The following is a 24,511-nucleotide window of genomic DNA, read 5'->3' on the forward strand; positions in this document are numbered from 1 at the left end:
TTCAGCGCCGATGGTACTGCACTCGACAGGGTGTGGGAGAGTAGGACACCGCCGAACACACATTAGAGAAGCCCCCCAACCAGTACTGGTTGGGGGGCTTTCTCATACCCAAAACACCCCCACCATCACCCGAAAATACCTTCGCCGGCACCCCCGACTTCGAGCGAACGGCACTTTCGTCGCCTCAGATCGACCCAACGTACCGTTCGCACCATCAAGGGCGGGCACGCCGCCGACACCCCGGCATGGAGTGAACGGCACTCTCACCCTCCTCAACGAGGGGAACGGTACGTTCACACCATCAGGGGCGGGAACACGACTGAGGACGACAGGCGCTTTGCCCGGATCAGTCGATGCCGTCGGCGGTGGCAGTCGCATACTTCGGCCGGCCAGCCGGCAGATACCTCTGAATCGTCACGCCCTTTGATGTGGCTCGCGATTCGGCCAGCTCGAGTGCGATGTCCGGTCCGGTGTCGGGAAACAGTCGCGTGCCCTGGCCTACCACCACCGGAACGATCAGCAGGATCATCTCGTCGACAAGATCGTTCGCGAAAAGCCAGCGGCACAGGTTGCCACTGCCGTGCACCTGAAGCTCACCGCCGGGTCTGGCTTTCAGTTCGCCGAGAGCGATGGCGGTGTCACCTGAAAGGGCTGTCGTGTTCTTCCATTGCGGATCGGTGAGCGTCGTCGACGCAAGGTACTTGGGCCGCGAATTCAGTGCGCTTGCAATGGGGTTGACGTCGGGATTCTCGAACGCGCCCCAATAGCCGGCGAAGATCTCGTACGTGTGTCGCCCGAACAGGAACGCGTCAGCTCGCTGGTAGACCTGGACGAGGTAATCCATGGCTTCGGTGTCCACTAATGGCGCGGACCAGCCGCCCCGCTCGAATCCGCCACGGCGATCTTCGTCCGGACCACCGAGTCCTTGCATCACACCGTCGAGAGTGACGATGGTAAAGGTCGTCAGTTTCATAGTCGTACCCATCTCCCAGGTGTCGTCGGATCTCCGCTGTTTCGATATAGACCGTTGGGAAGCGGGAAAGTCATCGAGCGAACGTGGCGTTGATCGCCTTGGATCGACTGAACGTGCCGTTCGCTCAGGGGGGAGGTGGGGTCAGGGCTGAACGGGCACGGAGTCTGACGGGCTGGTCTCGGACTCCAGGGCGTCGCACGGAATCGCGAGCTCGGTCTGTTCGAGGCGGCCGCGAAGGGTGATGTTCTCGGTGATCGACCACTGTGCAGCCTCGGCGCTGTCAGCGGCAGCCACAGCCCGACCGGATGCGGCGACGTTACCCGGAACCGTCTTGGCAACTTCGGACAGTCGCGCCGCTTCGTTGACGGGATCACCGATGACGGTGTATTCGAATCTTTCTCGCGCACCGACGTTCCCGGCTACGGCAACACCTGCGGCGACGCCGATTCCCGCGCTCACTTCCGGAACCTCGGCACGCAGGCGCTGCTGAATCTTGCGGGCAGCGGCGAGTGCGCTGCCGGCGTGATCGTCGAGTGTCGTCGGCGCTCCGAAGATCGCCAGCGCTGCGTCGCCCTCGAACTTGTTGACGAATCCGCCGTGTGCGTCGACCTCGTCGACTATGACGTCGAAGAAACGGTTGAGTAGAGCGACCACCGCCGTAGGGGAGTTGGTGGCCGCGATGGTGGTCGATCCGATGACGTCGACGAAGAGTACGGCAACGTCACGTTCTTCACCACCGAGTTCCGGGTTTCGGCGAACCGCGTTTGCGGCAACCTCGTGTCCGACGTGGCGCCCGAAGAGGTCGCGTATTCGCTCTCGCTCGCGCAGACCCTCGGCCATGCGATTGAAGCCGGCCTGCAGTAGTCCCAGTTCCGTTCCGTCGTACACGACGACGGACGCGGTGAGGTCGCCACGGGTGACTTGTTCCATTCCTCGTCGCACGGACCGAATGGGGGCCGCGGCGGACCGGATGTTGATGTATGTCAGCCCGAGTCCGACGCACAGAGTGATCCCGCCGATGACGAGTATCGCGGTCGCGAGGGCTTGCCACGAAGCAGGCCGGATGAAGCTGAAGACCGCTACGAGCATCAAGCCGGTGACGGGGACTCCGCTTCCGAGCAGCCAGACGAGGATTGTCCGGCCGGTCAGTCCGAGAACGGCAGCCTTGCGGGGTGCTCCGGATTCGAGTGCACGCGCAGCAATCGGGCGGAGTGCGAACTCGCTGAGCAGGTAGCAGAAGGCGCACGTGGTGATACCGCTGAAAGCCACGGTGAACAGAACTTTCGGAATGGTATCGGGGTCGACGATTCCGTACATTGTCGTGAAGGTGATGAGCGCGGCCGTCCACAGGGCGGCTTGCACTCGGGTCAGTCGCCACGGCCCGCGCAGCGCCGCGCGTTGATTCTGCTCTGTCGGTGGGTGATCCTCGGTGGCCCATCGAAGATCCCGCATCAGCCGTTTGGTGCCCCACAGAAGTCCGATGAGAAAGACACACCCGATGAAGACGGGCACGGCAATGAAGTTGATCCATGCGAATTCGGGGTGGATGATCTCGGGTCCGGGAACCACGAATCCGATGAGCACGATCGCCAGTACCGCTCCGATCAGGTTTGTGACCAGGAGGGGCGCGGTGAGTAGTGCCTGGACGCGGATTCGGCGGCGCCTGGGGCTTTCGTCGGTGGATCCGAGCAGCCACGACCCCAGGGGCGCACTCGGGACACGGCTTCGCTGCATAGTGTGTCGAGAGTAGTCGTAAAGATCGCTTAGGGTGGTCCGGTGCGCCTAGTTATTGCTCGTTGCCGTGTCGACTATGTGGGACGCCTGACCTCCCACCTCCCTACCGCAAGACGACTGCTGTTGGTCAAAGCCGACGGCTCGGTCAGTATCCATGCCGACGATCGGGCGTACAAGCCGCTCAACTGGATGAGTCCGCCGTGCTGGTTGGTCGAGACCACCGGGGACGGCGACGACATCCTGTGGGTCGTCACCAACAAGGCGGGCGAGGAACTGCGGATCACTCTCGAAGAGGTCGAGCACGATTCGTCGTATGAACTCGGTCTCGATCCGGGATTGATCAAGGACGGTGTCGAGGCACACCTTCAAGAACTTCTGGCGGAGCATGTCGAGACACTCGGCCCCGGCTACACGTTGGTGCGACGTGAGTACATGACGGCGATCGGGCCGGTCGATCTTCTGGTCCGAGACGCGGACGGTGCATCGGTGGCGGTGGAGATCAAGCGTCGCGGCGAGATCGACGGCGTCGAGCAGTTGACGCGCTACCTCGAATTGCTCAACCGCGATCCGCTGCTCGCGCCGGTCACGGGAGTTTTTGCAGCGCAACAGATCAAGCCGCAGGCAAAGACTTTGGCCAACGACCGTGGGATCCGCTGCCTGGTCCTTGACTACGAGGCCTTGCGGGGCACCGAAAGCACCGAGTTCCGTCTCTTCTGACGCTGTTTAGACTCGAACCATGCCGCGCCGCAAACCTTCGCCGAAGCAAACCCGTCGAACGGATACTCGGCGTGCTCGGGATTCGAGCGCGGAGTCGGCGTCACCAAGCGGTGTGTTGTTCGGCGGGGCGCTGGTCCGGGAGGAATCCGGGCCGGGCGGTGAAATGTACATGGTGAGGCCGATACCCGGCTCCAACGCGACGAAGTTCTATCGATGCCCCGGTTGTGATCACGACATCAGACCCGGCGTCGCTCACGTGGTGACGTGGCCTTCGGAACCGGGCGGCGCGAACGAGCGTCGACACTGGCATACCGGATGCTGGTCAGGCCGCGGTACGCGCAGCCTGACCAGACGGTGGTCCTGAGCGTCGATCAGTTCCTGGACTGGGCTCGCTGCTCGACGGCGCGGGTGTCGATCTCGGCGGTGTTCGTCTCGTCCGAGTCCTCGAGAACGTCGTCTTCGTCGATACTCGGTTCTGATTTGACCGGATCTGCGTCGACCTTATCTGCGTCGGCCTTCTTGTCTTCGATCTCGAGATCTTCATCGGCTTCGACGATGACCGGAGCGGGCGGTGCATCGAGGAGTTCGCTCTCCCGGTTGACCGATGCGAGCATAGCCGGAACCGAATCGAGTTGTCCGCGAATACCCAAGAGCTGAGCCAGGATTCGGCCTCGGAGAACGCGCAGTTCTTCGGTGAGTTCCTTCGCGTGAGCGATCTTGCGCTCGGACTGATCAGTGGCGGCCTGCAGCCTGCGCTGAGCCTCGTGCGACGCATCGGCGAGTCGACGCTCGGCCTCTGCTTTGCTCGACGACTCCAGCTCGTTGACGGCGGCGACGACCTTGGCGCGGCGCTCCGACATCGAGATGTCGAAGTCTTCGCGGATCTGAGTGCGCTTGGCCTCGGACTCGGCAGCCAGTCGATCCCGCTCGGCCTGCGCGGCTTCGACGATCCGGGCGGCTTCGGTACGGGCCTGCGCCATGGTCTGCTCGTGCATGGTTTCCATCGCGTTGCGACGGTCCTCGAGTTCGGCGATCAGCGACTCGTAGTGACCACGAAGGCGGGCGCCGTCCTGTTCGGCGATGGAGGTCATCTCGGCTGCGTCGGCCTCGGCCTTCGCGCGCACCTCCGAGGCCTCGTCGGAGGCAAGGCGCAGCATGCGGCTGATGCGATCGCTCATGCCCTCCGCAGTGGTGGGCGGTACCGAGAGGCGGTCGACGTCCTTGCGGAGGTCGTCGATGTCGTCGCGTGCATCGTCGAGCTGCTTGGCGAGGTCACGGGCCTGCGCAGCGGCAGCATCACGATCAGCCGCGGTAACTCGCAGCTCCGCGTCGAATCGCTCGAAGTAGTTGCGTACCTCGTCGCGGTCGTATCCCTTCCGTGCGATCTGGAACGGAAGTTGGATCGAACCGCGGTCCTGCTCGTATGCCATGGCGACAATCTACCTGGCATACGAGCAGGAGTCGGGTCTGCTAGTGGCTCGCGTCGGGTTCGACCAGTTCCACCAGGACGCCGCCGGCGTCCTTCGGGTGAATGAAGTTGATGCGCGAGTTGGCCGTACCGCGTCGGGGAGCGTCGTACAGCAACCGAACCCCGCGGTCGCGAAGCTCGGCGGAGATGGCGTCGATGTCGGTGACCCGGTAGGCGAGCTGCTGGAGTCCGGGGCCGCTTCGGTCGATGAACTTGGCGATGGTCGAGTTCTCGTCCAGAGGCGCGAGCAGCTGAACGGCAGTGGATCCGGCGGGGGAGCCGACGACGGAGAGCATGGCCTCACGCACGCCCTGCGATTCGTTGATTTCCTCGTGGGTCGACACCATGCCCAGGTGCTGCGTGTACCACTCGATTGCCACGTCGAGATCGGGCACCGCGATTCCGACGTGATCGATCGCGACGACGAGGTCGGACGACAAAGGTGCGAGTGCAGAACTGGGGGAGGTCTGTGTCATACCTTTCACGGTAGCGCTACCGTTTGAGGAGTACACGTCGGGATGTGACTTGGCTCTTAGGCCGCACGGAACCGACGACTATCTCTCTTTTGCAGCCGGAGGAAATCGTGACCAGTTCTGTGATTGTTGCGGGAGCTCGTACCCCGATGGGTCGACTCCTCGGATCGTTGAAAGACCTCTCCGGGTCCGACCTCGGCGGCATCGCCATCAAAGGCGCCCTCGACAAGTCCTCAGTCGCCCCCGAACAGGTCGACTACGTCATCATGGGACAGGTCCTCACCGCCGGCGCCGGCCAGATGCCCGCCCGCCAAGCCGCCGTCGCCGCCGGCATCCCCATGAACGTCCCCGCCCTGAGCATCAACAAAGTGTGCCTCTCCGGCATCGACGCCATCGCCCTCGCCGACCAACTCATCCGCGCCGGCGAATTCGACATCGTCGTCGCCGGCGGGCAGGAATCGATGTCCCGCGCACCCCACATGCTCGAAAAAAGCCGCGAAGGCTTCAAATACGGCGACGTCACCCTCCGCGACCACATGGCCTACGACGGCCTCCACGACATCTTCACCGACCAGGCCATGGGCCTGCTCACCGAACAGGTCAACCAACAAGAAACCGCCCACATCACCCGCGCCGAGCAGGACGCCTTCGCCGCCGCCTCACACCAGAACGCGGCCCGCGCCTGGAAAGACGGCCTCTTCGACAACGAAGTCGTCCCCGTCTCCATCCCCCAACGCAAGGGCGAGCCCATCGTCTTCGCCCAGGACGAAGGCATCCGCGCCGACACCACCACCGAATCCCTCGGCAAACTGCGTCCCGCGTTCAGCAAGGACGGCACCATCACCGCCGGCTCCGCCTCCCCGATCTCCGACGGCGCCGCCGCCGTGATCGTGATGAGCAAAACCAAAGCCGAAGAACTCGGCCTGACCTGGATCGCGGAAATCGGCGCCCACGGCGTCGTCGCCGGACCCGACTCCACCCTCCAGTCCCAACCCGCCCGGGCCATCGCCAAAGCCTGCGCGAAGGAAGGCATCGACCCCACCGACCTCGACCTCGTCGAAATCAACGAAGCATTCGCCGCCGTCGGGATCGCCTCCACCCGCGAACTCGGCCTCGACCCCGCCAAGGTCAACGTCAACGGCGGCGCCATCGCCGTCGGCCACCCCCTCGGCATGTCCGGCGCCCGCATCGCCCTGCACCTCGCCCTCGAACTGCAACGCCGCGGCGGCGGCATCGGCGCAGCCGCACTCTGCGGCGGCGGCGGACAAGGCGACGCACTCATCGTCCGCGTCCCCAAGGCCTGAGTGTCTAAATACACCTGAACGAGCGCTCTCGCTCTGCGACGCCCCGTGGTTTTCCTCACACAACTACGGGGCGTCGTAGTTGTTCGGGCACAATGGCCTCATGGCGAACATCTTTGACGTATCCACTCCCGCGAAACGCTTCCGTCTGGTGGCGTGGTGGGAAGCTGTGACCTGGGCGGCCTTGCTGGTTGCCATGTTCTTCAAGTGGGTCCTCGGACACGAAGAAGCGATTCGCATCCCCGGAATGGTCCACGGAACCGCCGGCTTCCTGGTGTTCATCGTTGTTGCACTCCTGACCGCGTGGTCGCTCAAGTGGGACGTCAAGACCACGATCCTTGCGCTGATCTCGAGCGTTCCGCCCTTCGGCACCGTCATCTTCGAACGCTGGGCAGTGCGAAACGGCAAGCTCGGTGAGCTGTCCACGGAGTTCGAGGCGTCCAAGGGCAACGCGGCGCTCGTCTGAGTGCTGCATCCCTCTACGTAGCTTCTCGCAACTCGTGACAAACTGGGAGCCGTGACTCGACCAGGTTCCAGGCCCCCCGCGCGTTCGTCCGCAGTTGCTGCCGCCATGAGCGGCGCAGTCGACTTGTCCGCCTTCAAAGAGCGGGCCACGGCCCCACCACCGCGGCGTGACACCAGCGGCGACGGGGCCGTTTCTGCTGTCTCCGGGGCAGTGATCGAGGTGACCGAGGAGAACTTCGAAAGCGAAGTCCTGCTGAAGTCGAGCCAGGTGCCGGTGATCGTCAACATCGGTGGCCGCGCATACGAGCCCTCGGTCGTATTCACCGAAGTTCTCGAATCATTTGCAGCGCGAGCCGGCGGCAAGTGGATTCTTGCCAACGTCGACGTCGACGTGAGCCCTCGTATCGCGCAGGCATTCGGTGTCCAGTCGGTTCCGACGGTTGTTGCTGTCGCGGCTGGTCAGCCGTTGGCCGATTTTCAGGGCGCTCAGCCAGAGGCGCAGCTCAGCCAGTGGTTCGACGCAGTCCTCCAAGCTGTCGAGGGCAAGTTGAGTGGGCCGGTCTCCGACGCGGACGAACCGGTGGAGGAGGTCGAGGATCCTCGCTTCGTGGCCGCTGAAACCGCGCTGGACGAGGGCGATCTCGACGCCGCCATCGCTGCGTACCAGGAAATTCTCGACGCCGAACCCAACAATGCGGAGGCCAAGAGCGCTGTCCGCCAGGTGAAGTTCATGGCTCGGGTTCAGGGTGTCGATCCCGAGTCGATTGCGGCCGCGGATGCTGATCCGTCCGATCTCGAACTGCAGTTCGCTGCGGCCGACCTGGAAATGTTCGCCCAGCAACCCGAGGCGTCGTTCGCCCGCTTGATCTCGGTGGTCTCGCGAACTGCCGGCGACGACAAGGCTGCCGCTCGGACGCGCTTGCTCGAACTGTTCGAACTGTTCGACCCGGCAGAACCGATCGTCATCGCGGCCCGTCGTAAGTTGGCTTCCGCTCTCTACTGACGTGTGGACCGGCAGTCGCTACTCCGTGTAGCGGCTGTCGCACACTTCCCGACCACCGAGAACGCCGGTCCGGAACGCGTCGACACGTGCGAACCCGCTCGGAACCGTCTCACCGTTGACGTCACTGGCAGCCAGGCCGTCGGTCAGCAGCCCCGATACGGCTTCGTCGAGGTCGCCGGGGGAGAGTGTGACCTGTGCTCCGGACGCCGCGGCGTTGGTGGGACTGAGTGCTGCGGTGATGACGCCGGACAGGCAGGCCGCGCGCAGGGCAGTCTGCGGAGTGTCGAGCGATTGGCCGTTCTCCTTCTGCATCGCGAGGGTGTACCTCGACGCGAGCAGGACATAGGCGTTGTAGTCACCGGTGATGTTGGTCTGGATCAACTCGCGTCGCCCGACGCGACCCGGCGTGCCGCGCTCGGCAAGGTCGTCGACGCTGATTCCGATGGTGTTCGTCGACGGGCAGTACGAGACGGGTTCGGTCGCAACGGCATCGCTGCACCCGGTGTCTGCGCCGGTGAACACGACCTTCGGCGGCTCGGGTAGATCGAAGATCGCTTGGAAGGTCTTCACGAACTCGTCGAGAGTTGCCTCGGTGACGGGCAGTTCTCCGGAATCGTTGCCCTCGGCGAACTGCTGCGGGAGGTCTGCACGTCGTGACTCGATTTCGTCGGCGTCCATCTTCGCGCACGCACCGGCGCCGTCGGTGAAGCCGATCTGAGTGGCGGTGACGCGCTCGAACGCCGAACCATGGTGGCTCTCAGGATCATTAGGGTCTTCGTCGCGGATGGCGACCGCCGACGCCAACACCTTGTTGAGTCCGTCGGAGGTGTTCATCGTGAAGTGCGCGGCCTTGTCCTCGGCGACGTGCCGCAAGAAGGCGCCACCGAAACAGTCGGCTTGCTGTTCGCGCACCAGGGCTGCGTCTCGTTTACCGCCGACGATCCCGGCCTTGCGTTGAACGGCATGGCCGTACTCGTGCGCAAAGATGAACGCGACGGCCACGTCACCGAACTTCTCCCGCACCTCGGGCAGCAGCAATTCACGATCCCAACCGATGGTGTGATCGATGCTGCAGTACCCGGCGTTGATGAGTTCTTCGGTGGTCTCCTCACAGAAGTCCGGGCCGTTCGATTCGGTGGGGTCCCACGAGATCAGCTCGTCGACCGGTTCGAAGGGCTTGTCGAACAGAGCCGGGTACTCGGCGGCCCAGTAGGTTTCGATGTCTGTGATGGCGTTGGCTGCCAGCGCGTCGATGTCCCCGCCGTCGGTGCCGGTGATTGCTCGGTCGGCGTTGGGGGCTCCCGGACGCAATCCACTTGGTCCTGCCGTTGCGTCGAGTCCGGCGACGCGGAAGGGATCGTGATAAATCGAGACGGCGTGGCCACTCGTTCCCTGGGCACAACCGGCGAGCAGTGCGGCCACTGCCAACAGTGACGACGTGACAATGACTACTCGCCGGCCGACCATCAACGCTCCAGACTTATCCAAATCGCTCCAGCAGCTGGCAGCGCCACCTGTGCGGAGGCTGGCCGACCGTGCCACGAATGCGACGTTGCTGTGACCGCTCCGAGGTTCCCGACTCCGGAGCCGCCGTACACCTCGGCATCGGTGTTGAGAATTTCCACCCATCGGCCGGGCTCTGGTAGCCCGACGCGGTAGCTCGAGTGCTCACTGCCCGAGAAGTTGAACAGGCAGGCGACAATCGAACCGTCAGTACCGTAACGCAGAAAACTGAGGACGTTGTTCTCGGTGTCGTTGGCGTCGATCCAGGAGTATCCACCGGGCGAGGTGTCGAGGGTCCACATGGCCGGATGACGTCGGTACGCGGAGTTGAGATCGCCGACCAGTCGCTGGACGCCGCGATGGAGAGTGCCGGTGTACTGATCGTCGAGCTGCCACCAGTCGAGGCCGCGTTCTTCGGACCATTCCGCACTCTGACCGAATTCCTGTCCCATGAACAGCAGTTGCTTGCCTGGATGCGCCCACATGTATGCAAGCAGTGAGCGCAGGCCGGACGCCTTGGCGAAGTCGTTGCCGGGCATCCGGGTCCACAGAGTTCCTTTGCCGTGCACCACTTCGTCATGGCTGATCGGTAGCAGGTAGTTCTCACTCCACGCGTACATCAGTGAGAACGTGATCTCGTGATGGTGGTAGGTCCGGTGTACCGGGTCGTGACCGAGGAACCCGAGGGTGTCGTGCATCCACCCCATGTTCCACTTCATGTTGAATCCGAGGCCGCCGACATTGGTCGCCCGAGTGACTCCGGGCCACGCCGTCGACTCCTCGGCGACGGTGACGACTCCTCGATGGTTCTTGTGGACGGTGGCGTTCATCTCCTGCAGGAACGCAACGGCTTCGAGATTCTCGCGGCCGCCGTGAATGTTGGGAGTCCATCCACCTTCCGGGCGTGAGTAGTCCAGGTACAGCATCGATGCGACAGCGTCGACGCGAAGTCCGTCGATGTGGAACTCCTCGAGCCAGAAGAGTGCATTGGCGACGAGGAAGTTCCGCACCTCGCGGCGACCGAAGTCGAATACGTATGTGCCCCAGTCCAACTGCTCGCCGCGACGCGGATCGGCGTGCTCGTACAGGGGAGTTCCGTCGAAACGAGCCAGGGCCCACTCGTCTTTGGGGAAGTGTGCAGGCACCCAGTCGACAATGACACCTATCCCTGCGGCGTGCAGGTGGTCGACGAACCAGCGGAAGTCGTCCGGGGTGCCGAAGCGGGAGGTCGGTGCGTAGTACGAGGTGACCTGGTATCCCCACGATCCACCGAACGGATGCTCGGAGACGGGCAGCAGTTCGACGTGGGTGAATCCGGTTTCGGTGACGTAGACGGCGAGTTGCTCGGCCATCTGCCGGTAGTCGAGTCCGGGACGCCACGATCCGAGGTGCACCTCGTACACGCTCATCGGGGACTGCGAAGGATCGACACCGGCGCGGGTTTCGAGCCAGGCCGCGTCGTTCCACTCATGCGAACTGGTGGTCACTCGCGACGCCGTCGCCGGCGGGACCTCGGTACCGAATGCCATGGGATCGGCCTTGTCGCGAACGGAGCCGTCGTGGCCGTGGACCCGGAACTTGTACAGCGAACCGACTGCGATGTCGGGCAGGAAGAGTTCCCAGACCCCAGTGGATCCGAGGACTCGCATGGGGGCGAATTGCCCACTCCACCCGTCGAAGTCGCCGACGACGGTCACGCCGCGGGCGGCCGGAGCCCAGACGGCGAACGAGGTGCCGTCGACGGGTCCGTCCGGTGTCTCGTACGAACGCGGATGTGCGCCGAGGATGTCCCACAGTCGTTCGTGCCGACCTTCGCCGAACAGGTGAAGGTCGAGTTCACCGAGAGTCGGCAGGAATCGGTAAGGGTCGGCTGCGAGAACCGTGTGTCCACCCGGGTACGTCACGGAATAGCGATAGTCGATCAGGTCGGGGTAGGGGACCAGAGCCGCGAAGATTCCGTTCGAAACATGTTCGAGAGGAAAGTCTTTGCCGCCGATGACGGCGCTGACGGACTCGGCGTTGGGACGCAACGCTCGCAGAACGGTGCCGTCGGCGTGGGGATGGGCGCCGAGGACACTGTGCGGATCGTGATGTTCACCGCGCGCCAACAGCTCCAGATCGTGATTGTCCGGTGCGATACCCGAAGGGAACTTCTCGGTTGACATCACTTGCCTCCACCTGCGCGGTGCGCATTGCGTGCTTGGTAGGCCAGAGAGATCCGGGCCGGATACGGAACCGGTGGGAGCGCGAGGATGTGCGCCACCGAACGCCAGGGCTCGAGGCGGACGAAATTGGCTTGGCCCCAATTGAACTGCTCACCGGTTACCTCGTCGAGCACGGTCATGTGGTCGTGCCATTCGCGTCCGAGCGCCGGCATGTCCAACCAGACGGTGCCCTCTTCTGCAGCGAACGGGTTGAGGTTGATCACCGTCAGGACGGCGTCACCGGTCGAGGCGTCGAACTTCGAGTAGGCGATCAACGCGTCGTTGTCGATGTGGTGAAAGTGCAGGTTCCGCAACTGTTGCAGGGCCGGATGTGCACGCCGGATGCGGTTGAGCGCGGTGATCCACGGCTCGAGAGACTCGCCTCGCGCTGCTGCTTCGGCGAAACGGCGCGGCCGAAGTTCGTATTTCTCGGAGTCGAGGTATTCCTCGCTGCCGGGGCGAACGGCTTGGTGTTCGTAGAGTTCGTAACCGGAGTAGACGCCCCACGTCGGCGCCAGGGTGGCGGCGAGAGCTGCTCGCAGTGCAAACATTCCGGGCCCACCGTGCTGGAGGGACTCGTGCAGGATGTCCGGCGTGTTCACGAAGAGGTTCGGTCGGGCTTCGTCGGCCTTCGCCGCCAGCTCGTTACCGAATTCAGTGAGTTCCCACTTCGCAACTCGCCAGGTGAAGTACGTGTACGACTGCGTGAACCCGCGCCGGGCAAGGCCGTACATGCGCGCCGGACGAGTGAAAGCCTCGGCGAGGAACAAGACGTCGGGGTCGGTCTTCTTGACCTCCGAGATGAGCGTCTCCCAGAAGTTCGGCGGCTTGGTGTGCGGGTTGTCGACCCGGAAGATCTTGACGCCGGCACTGATCCAGTGTCGGACGACTCGCAGGATTTCCTTGTCCAGACCGCGAGGATCGGTGTCGAAGTTGATCGGGTAGATGTCCTGATACTTCTTGGGCGGGTTCTCGGCGTAGGCGATGGTGCCGTCGGGAAGGACGTTGAACCACTCCGGATGCTTCTTGGCCCATGGATGATCCGGGGCGCACTGCAGCGCGAGATCCAGTGCCACTTCGAGATCGAGCTTGCGGGCCGCCGCGACGAAGGCCTTGAAGTCCTTGAGCGTGCCGAGTTGCGGGTGAACAGCGTCGTGCCCGCCGTCGACCGAGCCGATGGCCCACGGCGAGCCGACGTCACCGGGTTCGGGAGTGAGAGTGTTGTTGCGTCCCTTGCGGTTGATCTCGCCGATGGGATGGATCGGCGGAAGGTAGACGACGTCGAAACCCATTGCGGCGATGCGGGGTAGGTCTTCGGCCGAGGTTCGGAAAGTACCGTGTTGCGGCACCCCGTTCTCGTCCCAACCGCCCGTCGAGCGGGGGAAGAACTCGTACCACGATCCGAACAGTGCACGGTTGCGATCGACGACGACGGGGTGGGACTCGCCCTTGGTGACCAGTTCACGGAGCGGAGTGGCGCGGAGCAGTTCGGCGACGTCGGAGGCGAAGGCCGGCGCGACGCGAGCAGTCAGCGCCTGATCGCTGCGCAGCGACGCCGTGACGGCCTCGAGCGTGGACCTGTTGCCCCGCGGTACCTCGTGCGCGGCCTGTTCGAACAGGCGCGCACCGATTTCCAGGTCGTTGGCCAACTCGGCCGCCCCTTGCCCGACGGCGAGCTTTGCTTCCACGGCGTGCTTCCAGGTGGCGATGGGATCGCTCCACGCCTCGATCCGGAACGACCACATACCTTCGGCGGACGGCGTGAACACCGCGTCGACGGTGTCCGGTTCGGTCCCGGGGTCCATCGGAATGCGCAGCGGCTTGGTACCGCGCGGACCACGCACGACAAGAGTGGCGGAAATGGCGTCGTGGCCTTCTCGCCACACGGTGGCGTGCACTGGGAAGACTTCACCGACCACGGCCTTTGCCGGATAGTTACCCGAGATCTCGGGTACCACGTCGTCGATACCGAGGCGTCCTGACACGGGAAGCTCCATTTCTGGTGATGGATCGCGGTAAAACTTTCTTTCGCCGGGTTCAACCGTAGTGGGTGCGGCGCTGGAGTGCTGATAACGACGAATTCGGGTCTGTCGGTGGTCAGGTCGGCTCGGGCGTTCGGTTCCACCGGACAGAGTGCAAGGAACTCGACTAGGGTTCGCGGGGTGAAAGCCTTGCGTCGGTTCACTGTCCGAGCCCACCTTCCGGAGCGCCTCGCCGCGCTCGGCCCCCTGTCCACCAACCTTCGGTGGTCGTGGCATCCCGAGACACAGGATCTGTTCTCGCGACTCGACCCCGAACTCTGGCAAGCAGTCCAGTTCGATCCGGTCCGCATGCTCGGGGAAGTCGACCCCACCCGTCTCGACGAACTCAGCAGTGACGAGGCATTTCTCGGTGACCTCGACACTGCAGCAGCCGATCTCGATGCTTATCTGAGCACCCCGCGTTGGTATCAGTCCCAGCAGGCCAAGGGCGCATCGTCAGCCAGCGGAATTGCGTACTTCTCCATGGAGTTCGGAGTCAGCGAAGTTCTGCCCAACTACTCCGGTGGATTGGGCATCCTGGCGGGCGATCACCTCAAGGCCGCGTCCGACCTCGGGCTGCCGCTCATCGGCGTCGGACTGCTCTACCGATCCGGCTACTTCCGCCAGTCGCTGACCGCCGACGGTTGGCAGGCCGAGCACTACCCGCCGCACGACCCTCAAGGGTTGCCTCTTCGTTTGCTGACGGACGCAGGCCCGGCTTCCGAAGACGGATCGCCGGTCGTCATTCACGTCGCCATGCCCGGTGGCCGGGTGCTGCGTGCGCGAGTGTGGATCGCTCAGGTCGGACGAGTGCCGTTGCTGCTGCTCGATTCCGACATCGCCGAGAACGACGCGGATCTGCGCGGCGTCACGGACCGTCTCTACGGCGGGGACCAGGATCACCGCATCAAGCAGGAGATCCTCGCGGGTATCGGCGGCGTCCGCGCGGTGCGCGCCTACACCGCGGCGTACGGATTGCCCGATCCCGAGGTGTTCCACATGAACGAGGGGCATGCCGGATTCCTCGGCATCGAACGGATTCGGGAACTTGTCACCACCAGCGGTCTGGACTTCGATTCGGCTCTGGCCGCGGTCCGTGCCGGAACGGTCTTCACGACGCACACTCCGGTTCCCGCCGGAATCGACCGCTTCCCGGCGGATCTGGTCCGTCACTACTTCGGCGGAGCGAACGGCGAGAACGAATCGAGTTTGCTTCCCGGCCTGACCGTCGACCGCATCGTCGGGATGGGGCGTGAAGCCGATCCGTCGATCTTCAACATGGCGCACATGGGTCTTCGCCTGGGCCAGCGAGCCAACGGCGTCTCGAAGTTGCACGGCATCGTCAGCCGCGACATGTTCAACGGTCTCTGGCCGGGCTTCGACGCCGACGAGGTGCCGATCGGTTCGGTCACCAACGGTGTTCACGCGCCGACGTGGGCGGCGCCGGAGTGGATGGACGTGGCCAGGCGGATCGTCGGTCAGGAGCAACTCGAAGAAGCACGCGGGTGGGAGCGCCTGCACGAGTTGTCGGCAACCGAACTGTGGGAAACACGTAATGCGTTGCGCGGCAAGTTGGTCGACGAAGTTCGTCGTCGCGTCCGAGCGTCCTGGCTCGAACGCGGCGCGACCGAGGCCGAACTCGGCTGGACCACTGGAGTATTCGATCCCAACGTCTTGACAGTCGGGTTCGCGAGGCGCGTTCCGACGTACAAGCGGTTGACGCTGATGCTGCGTGATCCCGAGCGTCTGCGTGCGATGTTGCTCGACGAGAAACGTCCGGTGCAGTTGGTTGTGGCCGGCAAGTCGCACCCCGCCGACGACGGCGGTAAGGCACTCATCCAGCAGGTCGTGCGGTTCGCCGACGAAGCGGATGTGCGTCACCGCATCGTCTTCCTGCCTGATTACGACATGTCGATGGCCCGCTACTTGTACTGGGGCTGCGACGTGTGGCTCAACAACCCGCTTCGCCCACTCGAGGCGTGCGGTACTTCCGGCATGAAATCCGCGCTCAACGGCGGCCTCAACCTCTCCATTCGCGACGGATGGTGGGACGAGATGTACGACGGCGAGAACGGGTGGGCCATTCCGACGGCCGACGGTGTTCTCGACGACGTGCGGCGTGACGATCTGGAAGCCAGCGCCCTCTACGAACTTCTCGAGCACGCGGTACTGCCGACGTTCTACGACCGTGATGCAGCCGATCTGCCGACGCGCTGGGTCGAGAGGGTTCGCCACACCCTCGAGAATCTGGGCCCGAAGGTGTTGGCATCACGCATGGTTCGTGACTACGCCGTCGACTACTACGCCCCTTCGGCAGAATCAGCTCGAGCGGTAGTGGCGGACGATTTTGCCGGCGCGCGTGAGGTGGCCGAGTTCCGTCGTCGCATCGAATCGCAGTGGCCGTCGGTCGTCGTCGAGCAGGTGGACGGTTCCGGCTTGCCGGACACTCCGGAGATCGGTGCGACCATCTCTTTGAAGGCCAAGGTCCGCCTCGGCGGCTTGTCGGTCTCGGATGTGGAGGTTCAGGCAGTCCTGGGACGCGTCAGCCCAGGCGAGGAACTCACCGACGTGGTGACGTTCCCGATGACGCACTTCGGCGCCGAGGACGGAACCGAGATCTTCGAAGCCGAGGTTGCGCTTCCGGTCTCCGGCTCCGTGGGATACACCGTGCGGGTGCTGCCGCATCACCGGTTGTTGGTCGATGCGTCCGAACTCGGGTTGGTGACCACTCCGAGCGTCTGACGTAATACATCTGCCCCGGTCCGTTCGGTCGGTACCGGGGCAGAATTGTGCCCGCGTGAGAACTGGGTCAGGGACGTGAGTCGCGGATGCGGGTGAGTGCCTTGCGGACGACTTCGGGGTTGGTCGTCTCCCAGAACGGAGGCAGCGATGCGCGAAGGTAACCCGCGTATCTCGCCGTGGCCAGACGCGGATCGAGCACGGCCACCACACCTTTGTCGTCGGTGCTACGAAGCAGGCGACCCACGCCCTGTGCCAGGAGCAGCGCCGCGTGATTGGCCGAGACGCTGAGAAAGCCGTTACCGCCATGGGATTCGATAGCCTGCTGGCGAGCCATCAACAGTGGATCGTCCGGGCGCGGGAACGGAATCCGGTCCAATATGACGAGGCTCAGTGACGGACCCGGAACATCGACGCCCTGCCACAGGGACAACGTGCCGAACAGTGACGTGGGTTCGTCCTTGGCGAAGGCCTTGACGAGGGTGCCGGTGGCGTCGTCGCCCTGGCACAGGATGGGGGTGTCGAGGCGTTCACGCATCGCCTCCGAGGCGGCTTTGGCGGCGCGCATCGACGAGAACAGGCCGAGGGTGCGTCCGCCCGCAGCCTCGACGAGTTCGGCGATCTCGTCGAGATAGACCGGGGAGAGGCCGTCGCGGCCGGGCGTGGGCAGGTGGCGGGCAATGTAGATGATGCCGGCCTTTGCATGGTCGAAGGGCGACCCGACGTCGAGTGAGTTCCAGCGGAAAGCCGAAGCGTCAGAAGGTGCTTCGGTGCCGATGGCGGTACCCGAGTCGGGGCGCGCGGACGATTCCGCAGGAAGACCCCAGTTGACGGCGAGACCGTCGAACGATCCGCCGACGGTCAGTGTCGCGGAAGTGAGAACGACGGTGGATTCGGCGAACAGTCGCGAGCGCAGCAATCCGCCGACCGAGAGCGGAGCCATCCGGACGGAGCGCCGCACCGATCCGCGGAACTCGTCCGAGGACAGCCAGACGACGTCCTTGCGCTTTGCCGGGTCTGGTTCGTCGAAAGCGGTGAGAATACGCACGGCACTGTCGTGGACGTCGTCGACGGACGAGAGTGCGGCGTTGCGGGCCGCAGCGGCTTCGGGATCTGCAGCAGCCATACCCGGTTTGGCCGGACCGATAGCGGTGCGCAGCGACCAGGCCGCGTCGCGGATCGCAGCCAGTGCGGGTGCCGCCCCGTCCGGGAGGCCTTCCCAGCGACCTGGCCGTAATTCTTCGAGGAGCCCTGCCCACCCCTCGCCGGCGGCTTCGAGGCGATCGGCATCCTGTTCTTCGGCGATCTTGCCGCAACGCCGGGCCGCGGCACTGATCGAGGCGGCAGTGAGATCGGCCGTGGCGACGCCGGTGACGCGGTCGACCAACTCGTGGGCCTCGTCGATCACCACGACGTCGTGGTCAGGCAGGATCTGGATGCCGGTGATGGCGTCGATCGCGAGCAGTGCGTGGTTGGTGACCACTACGTCGGCCTTCGACGCCTCGACTCGGGCGCGCTCGGCGAAGCAGTCCTCACCGACCGGGCACTGGTTCTTACCGATGCATTCGCGGGAGGTGACACTGACCTGCCGCCACGCCTGATCGGATACGCCCGGCACCAATTCGTCCCGATCACCGGTTTCGGTGTCGGAGGACCATTCGGTGAGGCGGACGACCTCCCGGCCGAGACGCGAGACCGTGAACGGATCGAACAACTCGTCCTCGGGTGGCTGCTCGGACGCGCCGGTATGGATCTTGTTCATGCACAGGTAGTTGTTGCGGCCCTTGAGGATTGCGAACTCTGCGCGTCGGCCGAGTGGCTTCTTCAGGGCATCGGCGAGTCGAGGCAGATCTCGGTCGACGAGCTGACGCTGCAGCGCGATGGTGGCGGTGGACACGACCACGGTGCGTCCCGATTCGACCGCGTGGCGCAGGCTCGGAACGAGGTAGGCGAGCGACTTACCGGTACCGGTGCCGGCCTGGACGGCCAGATGCTCGCCGGTGTCGATCGAGTGCGCCACGGCGGACGCCATCGTCAGCTGACTGGTTCGTTCGGCACCGCCGAGCGACCGCACCGCTGTCTGGAGCAGTTCGGGAACGTTCGGGAGTTGATCGGCCACCCACGAAGGTTAATGGATCCCTACGTCAGAAACGTCCACGGATGATTCCCGGGGTGGTTCCCCGGCATTCGAGTCTTCTTGCGACGAGGCCTCGTCTCGCCCGATCAGCTGCACTCCCGCCTCCCGCATCTGCACCAATGCCGACTCGATCGTGGCGGTCGACACACCAGCGGTGAAGGGTAGAAGGACTGTCGTGGCGAACCCCGCGCGCGCGGCATCGACGGCCGTGGCCTTGACACAGTGATCCGTGGCAATTCCGATCACGTCGACGTCGGTGATCTCGTGGGCGCGGAGCCAGTCCTCGAGCGTCGTGCCGTCCTCGGCTGCTCCTTCGAAACCGGAGTAGGCCGCGCTGTAGGCGCCCTTGGAGAAGATCGCCGACCCGGCGACGGAAGCGTCGAACGCCGGATGGAACTCGGCGCCGGCTGTCCCGACGACGCAGTGAACCGGCCAGCTGTCGATGAAGTCGGGATTCTCGGAGAAGTGCGCCCCAGGGTCGATGTGGAAATCGCGAGTCGCGACTACGGCGTCGTACTCGTGGGAGTTGACGAAATCGTTGACGGCTCCCGCAACCGCAGCACCGCCGTCGACTGCAAGAGCGCCACCTTCGCAGAAATCGTTCTGAACGTCGACGATTATCAGTGCTTTTGCGCTCACTGGTGCTCACCTCCGGTGAATCGAACGGGCACAGCCGAGTCTCCGCGCGAGAGTTTGAGGCCTTCCCACGGCAGGCTCACGAGCCCTGCCTTCAGAACCGCTCTGCTCTCTTCGAGCGTCGGCGCGCTGTCGACGACCTTGCCTTCGCGAACCAGCGGGATCAGCAGTTCGGTCGCTCCGTCCGCCTCGGAGACAGGTGACGGTGATCCGGCGGGGTAGATGACTTCTTCGACGATCGTGCCGGTCGGACGCACTACGCGCAGTGCCTTCTTTGCGCCGCCGCGAGATGCCTTGTTGGTGCTTCTCTTCTCGACCGCGATTCCGTCGACCTCGACAAGTTTGTAGACCATGCCGGCGGTGGGGGCGCCTGATCCGGTGACCAGGGAAGTGCCGACGCCGTACGAGTCGACGGGTTCGGCGCGCAGAGCCGCGATCGCGTACTCGTCCAGGTCGCCGGAGACGACGATGCGTGTTTTGGTAGCACCGAGATCGTCGAGTTGTTGGCGTACCTGACGAGCAAGAACGCCGAGATCGCCGGAGTCGATGCGAACCCCGCCCAGCTCGGGACCGGCAACGGCGACAGCCGTTTTCACACCCTCGGTGATGTCATAGGTATCGACGAGCAACGTGGTGGATACGCCGAGTGCCGCGACCTGACCGCGGAATGCCGCTGCCTCGTCCGGACCGTCTTCGGTGGTGTGCAGGAGAGTGAAGGCGTGCGCGCTGGTACCTGCACTGGGTACGTCGTGACGCCGCGCGGCTTCGAGGTTGGAGGTGGCGTCGAAGCCGGCGAGATACGCGGCACGTGAAGCGGCGACGGCGGCCTGTTCGTGTGTACGACGCGAGCCCATCTCGATCATCCGTCGACCGCCCGCTGCGCTCACCATGCGGGCTGCGGCCGAAGCGATCGCGCTGTCGTGGTTGAGGATCGAGAGAATCAAGGTTTCGAGGATGACGCACTCGGCGAAAGTTCCGCGGACCGAAAGGATCGGTGATCCGGGGAAGTAGAAATCGCCCTCGCGGTAGCCGTCGATGTCACCGGAGAATCGATAGTTGCGCAGCCACTCGACGGTCGTGTCGTCGAGAAATTTTGCAACGATCGCCAGTTCCGGTTCACCGAACCGGAACTGCTCGAGTGCGTCGAGAAGGCGCTCGGTACCGGCGACGACGCCGTAGCGACGACCGTCTGGCAGCCGCCGTGCAAATACCTCGAAACTGCAGTTGCGGAAGGCAGATCCGTCGGCGAGAGCCGCCGAGAGCATGGTCAGTTCGTACTGATCGGTGAGCAGTGCGGTGCTGGCACCGGCGTCGCGGATGTCGGAAATTTGCGTAGGCACGCACACAACTCTATGCGCGAGACGACGTGGGTGGGTGTTGTCGCCTCTCGTCGCGCCGTACCCTGGATACATGGTTTTCGGCGGCGCGACCGTGTCCGGCACTTACTCGGCGAACGTAACGATGAGAGGCGCTACGGCTTCTTCTCCTCAAGCCACGCCCGAGCAGTCGGAGGCTGTTGCGACCATCGAAGCCGCAGATCGGCCCTGGGTGACCATCGTCTGGGACGACCCGGTCAATCTCATGCATTACGTGACTTACGTGTTCCAGAAGTTGTTCGGCTACAGCAAAGCCAAGGCCACCGACCTGATGATGCAGGTCCATTCGGAGGGCAAGGCCGTGGTCTCGAGCGGTTCGCGCGACAAGATGGAGGCCGATGTTCGTCGCCTCCACGCTGCCGGTCTCTGGGCCACGATGCAACGCGACGACACCTGAGAAAAGCACTTTTTCGACCGATTTGTTCGCCTAACTCGTAGACGGGAGTCCGACGCGTGCGGACGTGGAGTAGGAAGAGTTCACTCGGCGGAGTGAAGTTCAAATCCGAGATGGACGGCCACGAGGCGGCGGTTCTGCGCTCGCTCGTGGAGTCGGTGACCGGGCTTCTCGACGAGCGCGCGTCTTCGGCGCCGCAAGACGAGCTCGCCGCGCTGACGGGTCTTCGTACCGGAAATTCGGAGCCGCCCGACAATCCGGTGTTGGCGCGTTTGCTTCCCGACTTCCAGCGCACCGATCCGGACAAGGTCGCTCCGGACAGCGACGATCTCGACGACGCCGGCGCCAATGTCAACGGCGCGCTGCGCAGTTTGCACGAACCCGAGATCATCGACGCCAAGCGTGAGTCCGCTCGCATGTTGTTGGCTTCGCTTCCGGAGGCCGGCGGCAAGGTCGTTCTCACGCAGGAACAGGCCGACGCCTGGCTGTCCTCGCTCAACGACGTCCGTCTCGCGCTCGGAACCAATCTCGGCATCGACGCCGACACCCCGGAGAGCCTCGAACCCGACGACCCGCGAGCCCCGCATCTCGACGTCTATCACTGGTTGACGTGGATGCAGGACTCCCTCGTCCAGGCGCTCATGCCATGACCACAACTCGGACCGGGCCCACTGATTCACTGACAGATGTCGCCGGCCTCGCCGTCGGTCATCACCACAAGCTCGACGAGGGAGCCACTCTCGGAAGCGGCGCAGCCACCGGCTGCACGGTCGTGCTCGCGTCGGCCGGTGTGGTCGCCGGAGTCGACGTCCGGGGCGGCGGTCCGGGTACCCGCGAGACCGATCTGCTCGACCCGAGCCATTCGGTCCAGCAGGTCAATGCCGTGCTGTTGACCGGCGGTAGTGCCTACGGACTTGCCGCGGCCGACGGAGTGATGCGCTGGCTCGAGGAACACGATCACGGGATCGCGATGGGCGCTCCCGGCCAGGTGGTACCGATCGTGCCCGGCGCCGTGATCTTCGATCTGCCGGTGGGGGACTGGACCGTTCGTCCGACCGGCGATTTCGGATTCCTCGCTGCCGACACTGCTTCGCGCGAATTCGCCACGGGCACGGTCGGCGCGGGGGTAGGTGCCAGAGCCGGAGCGCTCAAGGGTGGGGTGGGAACGGCCAGCGTCGTGATCGCCGACGGCCCCGCCGAGGGGACTACGGTCTCCGCCTTGATCGTGGCGAATCCGGTGGGTTCGGTCTTCGACCCCAGAACAGGCCTGCCGTGGGGCGTCGGCTCGGACGGCGCGGAGTCGTTCGGCCTCAGGCTCCCCGACGCGTCCGAACTCGCGGCGGCCAACGCCGTTGCAGCCAAGGGAACTGTCCTCAACACCACGATCGGTGTGGTCGCCACTGACGCCGCCTTGACGAAAGCCGGGTGCCGACGCGTCGCCGTCGCAGGTCATGACGGCCTGGCCCGAGCGATTCGGCCCGCACATTCGCCGCTCGACGGCGACACGATCTTTGCGCTCGCCACCGGTGAACACACTCCGAATTCGGAGATCACGGTTCCGGACGCTTTCCCGAACGATCTGCCGATACTCGACGCGGTGTGCGCGGCTTCGGCCCAGGTGGTCGAACGTGCGATCGTCACAGCGATTCTCGACGCCACGTCGGTAGCCGGAATCCCGAGTTACCGCGAACTCTTCCCGTCCGCATTTCTCTAGGCAGCACTCCTGGAATCGGCGGTAATCTCGAATTGAGCCTGGTCGCGAGTGACCGGATCAGAAAACCGGATCGACGGTGGAGGACGCACACGATGACGATGGATTTCAACAGTCCGGACTTCGGCACCCGGACGCCGGCACCGAAATCCGGTCCGCCCTCGGTGTGGAAGCAGTCGGCCGTGTTGGTGGGCGGCTTCGCGATCCTGCTCTACGTGATCGAGATCGTGGATGTCATCTCCGGTCAGAACGTCCAGAACGCCGGCGTCACCCCGCGCACGCTCGACGGCCTGTGGGGAATCCTGTTCGCCCCGGTGTTGCACGACGACTGGGGTCATCTGATCGCCAACACCATTCCGGTGCTGATCCTCGGATACCTCGTGCTGGTGTCGGGAATTGCGCGGGGACTCGCGGCGACCGGCATCATCTGGGTGATCGGCGGCGTCGGGACCTGGTTGTTCGCCGGCTCGAACTCGAATCACGTCGGTGCGTCCGTGCTGATCTTCGGCTGGGTCACCTACCTGCTGGTGCGCGGGTTCTTCACGCGGAGTTTCACACAGATCCTGATCGGCGTTGCCGTCTTCGTCGTGTACGGCGGAGTGCTGTGGGGCGTTCTGCCGAGCGATCCACGGGTTTCCTGGCAAGGGCATCTGTTCGGAGCGATCGGCGGCGTGGTTGCCGCCTGGGCGTTGACGTCGGGGGAGAGGGCCAAGCGCGCCGGGTCGGCGCCGGCCGTTCGACCACCGAGTTTCTGAACGGACGTGGGTCACACCCTCACTGCGGTGTGACTTCGACGCGCCAAAACCACCAAGAGCTTTTTCCCAGACGGGTAGACGTGGCAGCATGACCGGTATGCGCATGACCGTCCTGGGGTGTTCCGGCAGCGTCACGGGTCCGGATTCACCGGCTTCGGGATACCTGCTCACGGCACCGGGAACTCCGCCGCTCGTGATCGACTTCGGCCCGGGAGTTCTTGGGGCGTTGCAGCGATACGCCGATCCGGGCGAGGTGACGATCCTGCTTTCGCACCTTCATGCGGACCACTGTCTCGACATGCCCGGCCTGCTCGTCTGGCGTCGCTATCACCCCAACCCGCCGGTCGGCCGTGCTCTGGTTTACGGCCCCACCGACACCGCGTGCCGCATCGGAGTGTCCTCCGCCGAGTGCGCCGGCGAGATGGACGACATCTCCGACACCATCGACGTCCGGCTCTGGGCCGAGAACGAGCCGGTGACGTTCGGTGAACTGAGCGTCGTCGCCCGCCGGATGAATCATCCACCCGAGGCTTACGGTTTCCGGATCACCGGCGCCGACGGCCGCGTCCTCGTCTATACAGGCGACACCGGAATGTGCGACAACGTCGTCGAACTCGCGCGTGGTGCAGACGTGTTGCTCTCCGAAGCGTCGTGGACCGACAGTCCGGATCGCCCCGAGGGAGTTCACCTCTCCGGTAAGGAAGCCGGCCGTGTGGCTGCGCTCGCCGGCGTCAAGGAACTTCTCCTCACGCACATCCCGCCGTGGACATCGCGTGAAGACGTGATCGCCGAAGCGAAATCCGAATTCTCCGGACCGGTCCATGCCGTCTCCGCCGGAAGTGTCTACGACATCTGATTCCCCTCACATTCGGTGCAGCGCTCACCGGGCGACCGCTAGGCT

The 24,511-nt window shown here is 64.4% G+C and carries 21 protein-coding genes; 11 read left to right on the forward strand and 10 right to left on the reverse strand.

The window, feature by feature from the left end; all coding sequences use genetic code 11:
- Positions 1-346 precede the first annotated feature (346 nt).
- Together ASU23_RS24250 and ASU23_RS24255 are read right to left on the reverse strand one after the other, a co-directional pair.
- Positions 347-973 carry a dihydrofolate reductase family protein gene (locus tag ASU23_RS24250; protein WP_058038884.1) on the reverse strand — a complete coding sequence of 209 codons (627 nt, stop codon included), beginning with the start codon at positions 971-973 and terminating at the stop codon, positions 347-349.
- A gap of 141 nt (positions 974-1,114) precedes the next feature.
- Positions 1,115-2,707, reverse strand: coding sequence for an adenylate/guanylate cyclase domain-containing protein (locus tag ASU23_RS24255; protein WP_058038864.1), 1,593 nt, complete (start codon positions 2,705-2,707; stop codon positions 1,115-1,117).
- Between the two features lie 42 nt (positions 2,708-2,749).
- Here ASU23_RS24255 and nucS point away from each other — a divergent pair, with 42 nt between their 5' ends.
- Both nucS and ASU23_RS34945 read left to right on the forward strand, forming a co-directional pair.
- Complete coding sequence (nucS, locus tag ASU23_RS24260; protein WP_007733244.1) at positions 2,750-3,424, forward strand: endonuclease NucS; 675 nt, start codon at positions 2,750-2,752, stop codon at positions 3,422-3,424.
- Positions 3,425-3,443: 19 nt separating this feature from the next.
- On the forward strand, positions 3,444-3,788 hold the full coding sequence (locus tag ASU23_RS34945; RefSeq protein ID WP_082661461.1) for an ATP/GTP-binding protein: 345 nt from the start codon (positions 3,444-3,446) through the stop codon (positions 3,786-3,788).
- 7 nt (positions 3,789-3,795) lie between these two features.
- Here the strand turns inward: ASU23_RS34945 and ASU23_RS24265 are convergent, their stop codons facing one another.
- Positions 3,796-4,854 (reverse strand): hypothetical protein, encoded by a 1,059-nt coding sequence (locus ASU23_RS24265; protein WP_058038865.1) that lies wholly within the window; start codon positions 4,852-4,854, stop codon positions 3,796-3,798.
- Positions 4,855-4,894: 40 nt separating this feature from the next.
- Positions 4,895-5,368 (reverse strand): methylmalonyl-CoA epimerase, encoded by a 474-nt coding sequence (mce, locus tag ASU23_RS24270; protein ID WP_007733251.1) that lies wholly within the window; start codon positions 5,366-5,368, stop codon positions 4,895-4,897.
- A 107-nt stretch (positions 5,369-5,475) separates the two neighbouring features.
- On the opposite strand from mce, the gene ASU23_RS24275 reads away from it, so the two are divergent.
- From ASU23_RS24275 to ASU23_RS24285, 3 genes are all read left to right on the forward strand, one after another.
- The gene (locus ASU23_RS24275) at positions 5,476-6,669 is read left to right on the forward strand and encodes an acetyl-CoA C-acetyltransferase (RefSeq protein WP_007733254.1); all 1,194 of its coding nucleotides are present in this window, start codon (positions 5,476-5,478) and stop codon (positions 6,667-6,669) included.
- Between the two features lie 100 nt (positions 6,670-6,769).
- Positions 6,770-7,132, forward strand: coding sequence for a DUF3817 domain-containing protein (locus tag ASU23_RS24280; RefSeq protein ID WP_003945330.1), 363 nt, complete (start codon positions 6,770-6,772; stop codon positions 7,130-7,132).
- Between the two features lie 105 nt (positions 7,133-7,237).
- Positions 7,238-8,134 (forward strand): co-chaperone YbbN, encoded by an 897-nt coding sequence (locus ASU23_RS24285; RefSeq protein WP_058038866.1) that lies wholly within the window; start codon positions 7,238-7,240, stop codon positions 8,132-8,134.
- A gap of 18 nt (positions 8,135-8,152) precedes the next feature.
- On the opposite strand, the gene ASU23_RS24290 is transcribed toward ASU23_RS24285, so the two are convergent.
- The 3 genes from ASU23_RS24290 to ASU23_RS24300 are packed head-to-tail and all read right to left on the reverse strand — an operon-like array spanning position 8,153 to position 13,826.
- Positions 8,153-9,601 carry a neutral zinc metallopeptidase gene (locus ASU23_RS24290; protein WP_058038867.1) on the reverse strand — a complete coding sequence of 483 codons (1,449 nt, stop codon included), beginning with the start codon at positions 9,599-9,601 and terminating at the stop codon, positions 8,153-8,155.
- Positions 9,601-11,802 (reverse strand): 1,4-alpha-glucan branching protein GlgB, encoded by a 2,202-nt coding sequence (glgB, locus tag ASU23_RS24295; RefSeq protein ID WP_058038868.1) that lies wholly within the window; start codon positions 11,800-11,802, stop codon positions 9,601-9,603. Before glgB ends, ASU23_RS24290 begins: the two co-directional genes overlap by 1 nt.
- Complete coding sequence (locus ASU23_RS24300; protein WP_058038885.1) at positions 11,802-13,826, reverse strand: alpha-1,4-glucan--maltose-1-phosphate maltosyltransferase; 2,025 nt, start codon at positions 13,824-13,826, stop codon at positions 11,802-11,804. The genes glgB and ASU23_RS24300 overlap by 1 nt, the downstream gene beginning before the upstream one ends.
- Before the next feature lie 177 nt (positions 13,827-14,003).
- Between ASU23_RS24300 and glgP the strand changes: the two genes are divergently transcribed.
- A complete protein-coding gene (gene glgP / locus ASU23_RS24305; RefSeq protein WP_058038869.1) occupies positions 14,004-16,604 on the forward strand; it encodes an alpha-glucan family phosphorylase in 2,601 nt (866 codons plus the stop codon).
- 67 nt (positions 16,605-16,671) lie between these two features.
- Here the strand turns inward: glgP and ASU23_RS24310 are convergent, their stop codons facing one another.
- From ASU23_RS24310 to ASU23_RS24320, 3 genes are read right to left on the reverse strand one after another with little or no spacing between them, the layout of a single operon-like run.
- A complete protein-coding gene (locus tag ASU23_RS24310; protein WP_058038870.1) occupies positions 16,672-18,720 on the reverse strand; it encodes an ATP-dependent DNA helicase in 2,049 nt (682 codons plus the stop codon).
- A 9-nt stretch (positions 18,721-18,729) separates the two neighbouring features.
- Positions 18,730-19,377: a nicotinamidase gene (locus ASU23_RS24315; protein WP_042446164.1), complete on the reverse strand. Its 648-nt coding sequence runs from the start codon at positions 19,375-19,377 to the stop codon at positions 18,730-18,732.
- Complete coding sequence (locus ASU23_RS24320) at positions 19,374-20,714, reverse strand: nicotinate phosphoribosyltransferase (RefSeq protein ID WP_030537905.1); 1,341 nt, start codon at positions 20,712-20,714, stop codon at positions 19,374-19,376. Before ASU23_RS24320 ends, ASU23_RS24315 begins: the two co-directional genes overlap by 4 nt.
- A gap of 121 nt (positions 20,715-20,835) precedes the next feature.
- Here ASU23_RS24320 and clpS point away from each other — a divergent pair, with 121 nt between their 5' ends.
- From clpS to ASU23_RS24345, 5 genes are all read left to right on the forward strand, one after another.
- Positions 20,836-21,147: an ATP-dependent Clp protease adapter ClpS gene (clpS, locus tag ASU23_RS24325; protein ID WP_029255695.1), complete on the forward strand. Its 312-nt coding sequence runs from the start codon at positions 20,836-20,838 to the stop codon at positions 21,145-21,147.
- A gap of 56 nt (positions 21,148-21,203) precedes the next feature.
- Entirely contained in the window at positions 21,204-21,794 is a 591-nt protein-coding gene (locus ASU23_RS24330) for a DUF2017 domain-containing protein (RefSeq protein ID WP_042925785.1), read from the forward strand.
- On the forward strand, positions 21,791-22,858 hold the full coding sequence (locus tag ASU23_RS24335) for a P1 family peptidase (RefSeq protein WP_058038871.1): 1,068 nt from the start codon (positions 21,791-21,793) through the stop codon (positions 22,856-22,858). Before ASU23_RS24330 ends, ASU23_RS24335 begins: the two co-directional genes overlap by 4 nt.
- A 92-nt stretch (positions 22,859-22,950) precedes the next feature.
- Positions 22,951-23,610: a rhomboid family intramembrane serine protease gene (locus tag ASU23_RS24340; protein WP_007733273.1), complete on the forward strand. Its 660-nt coding sequence runs from the start codon at positions 22,951-22,953 to the stop codon at positions 23,608-23,610.
- Between the two features lie 97 nt (positions 23,611-23,707).
- A complete protein-coding gene (locus ASU23_RS24345; protein ID WP_007733274.1) occupies positions 23,708-24,466 on the forward strand; it encodes a cyclic nucleotide-degrading phosphodiesterase in 759 nt (252 codons plus the stop codon).
- Positions 24,467-24,511 lie beyond the last annotated feature (45 nt).

It is taken from the genome of Rhodococcus sp. KB6, from assembly GCF_001445685.1.
GTDB classification, from domain to species: Bacteria; Actinomycetota; Actinomycetes; order Mycobacteriales; family Mycobacteriaceae; genus Rhodococcus_F; species Rhodococcus_F qingshengii.

Excerpts from the sequence above, each read along its gene's own strand:
- ASU23_RS24250 (WP_058038884.1), bottom strand. The coding sequence starts at position 973 with ATGAAACTGACGACCTTTACCATCGTCACTCTCGACGGTGTGATGCAA.
- glgB (WP_058038868.1), bottom strand. The coding sequence starts at position 11,802 with ATGTCAACCGAGAAGTTCCCTTCGGGTATCGCACCGGACAATCACGAT.
- ASU23_RS34945 (WP_082661461.1), top strand. The coding sequence starts at position 3,444 with ATGCCGCGCCGCAAACCTTCGCCGAAGCAAACCCGTCGAACGGATACT.
- ASU23_RS24280 (WP_003945330.1), top strand. The coding sequence starts at position 6,770 with ATGGCGAACATCTTTGACGTATCCACTCCCGCGAAACGCTTCCGTCTG.
- ASU23_RS24335 (WP_058038871.1), top strand. The coding sequence starts at position 21,791 with ATGACCACAACTCGGACCGGGCCCACTGATTCACTGACAGATGTCGCC.
- clpS (WP_029255695.1), top strand. The coding sequence starts at position 20,836 with ATGAGAGGCGCTACGGCTTCTTCTCCTCAAGCCACGCCCGAGCAGTCG.
- ASU23_RS24340 (WP_007733273.1), top strand. The coding sequence starts at position 22,951 with ATGACGATGGATTTCAACAGTCCGGACTTCGGCACCCGGACGCCGGCA.
- ASU23_RS24345 (WP_007733274.1), top strand. The coding sequence starts at position 23,708 with ATGCGCATGACCGTCCTGGGGTGTTCCGGCAGCGTCACGGGTCCGGAT.
- mce (WP_007733251.1), bottom strand. The coding sequence starts at position 5,368 with ATGACACAGACCTCCCCCAGTTCTGCACTCGCACCTTTGTCGTCCGAC.
- ASU23_RS24265 (WP_058038865.1), bottom strand. The coding sequence starts at position 4,854 with ATGGCATACGAGCAGGACCGCGGTTCGATCCAACTTCCGTTCCAGATC.
- ASU23_RS24255 (WP_058038864.1), bottom strand. The coding sequence starts at position 2,707 with ATGCAGCGAAGCCGTGTCCCGAGTGCGCCCCTGGGGTCGTGGCTGCTC.
- ASU23_RS24290 (WP_058038867.1), bottom strand. The coding sequence starts at position 9,601 with ATGGTCGGCCGGCGAGTAGTCATTGTCACGTCGTCACTGTTGGCAGTG.
- ASU23_RS24285 (WP_058038866.1), top strand. The coding sequence starts at position 7,238 with ATGAGCGGCGCAGTCGACTTGTCCGCCTTCAAAGAGCGGGCCACGGCC.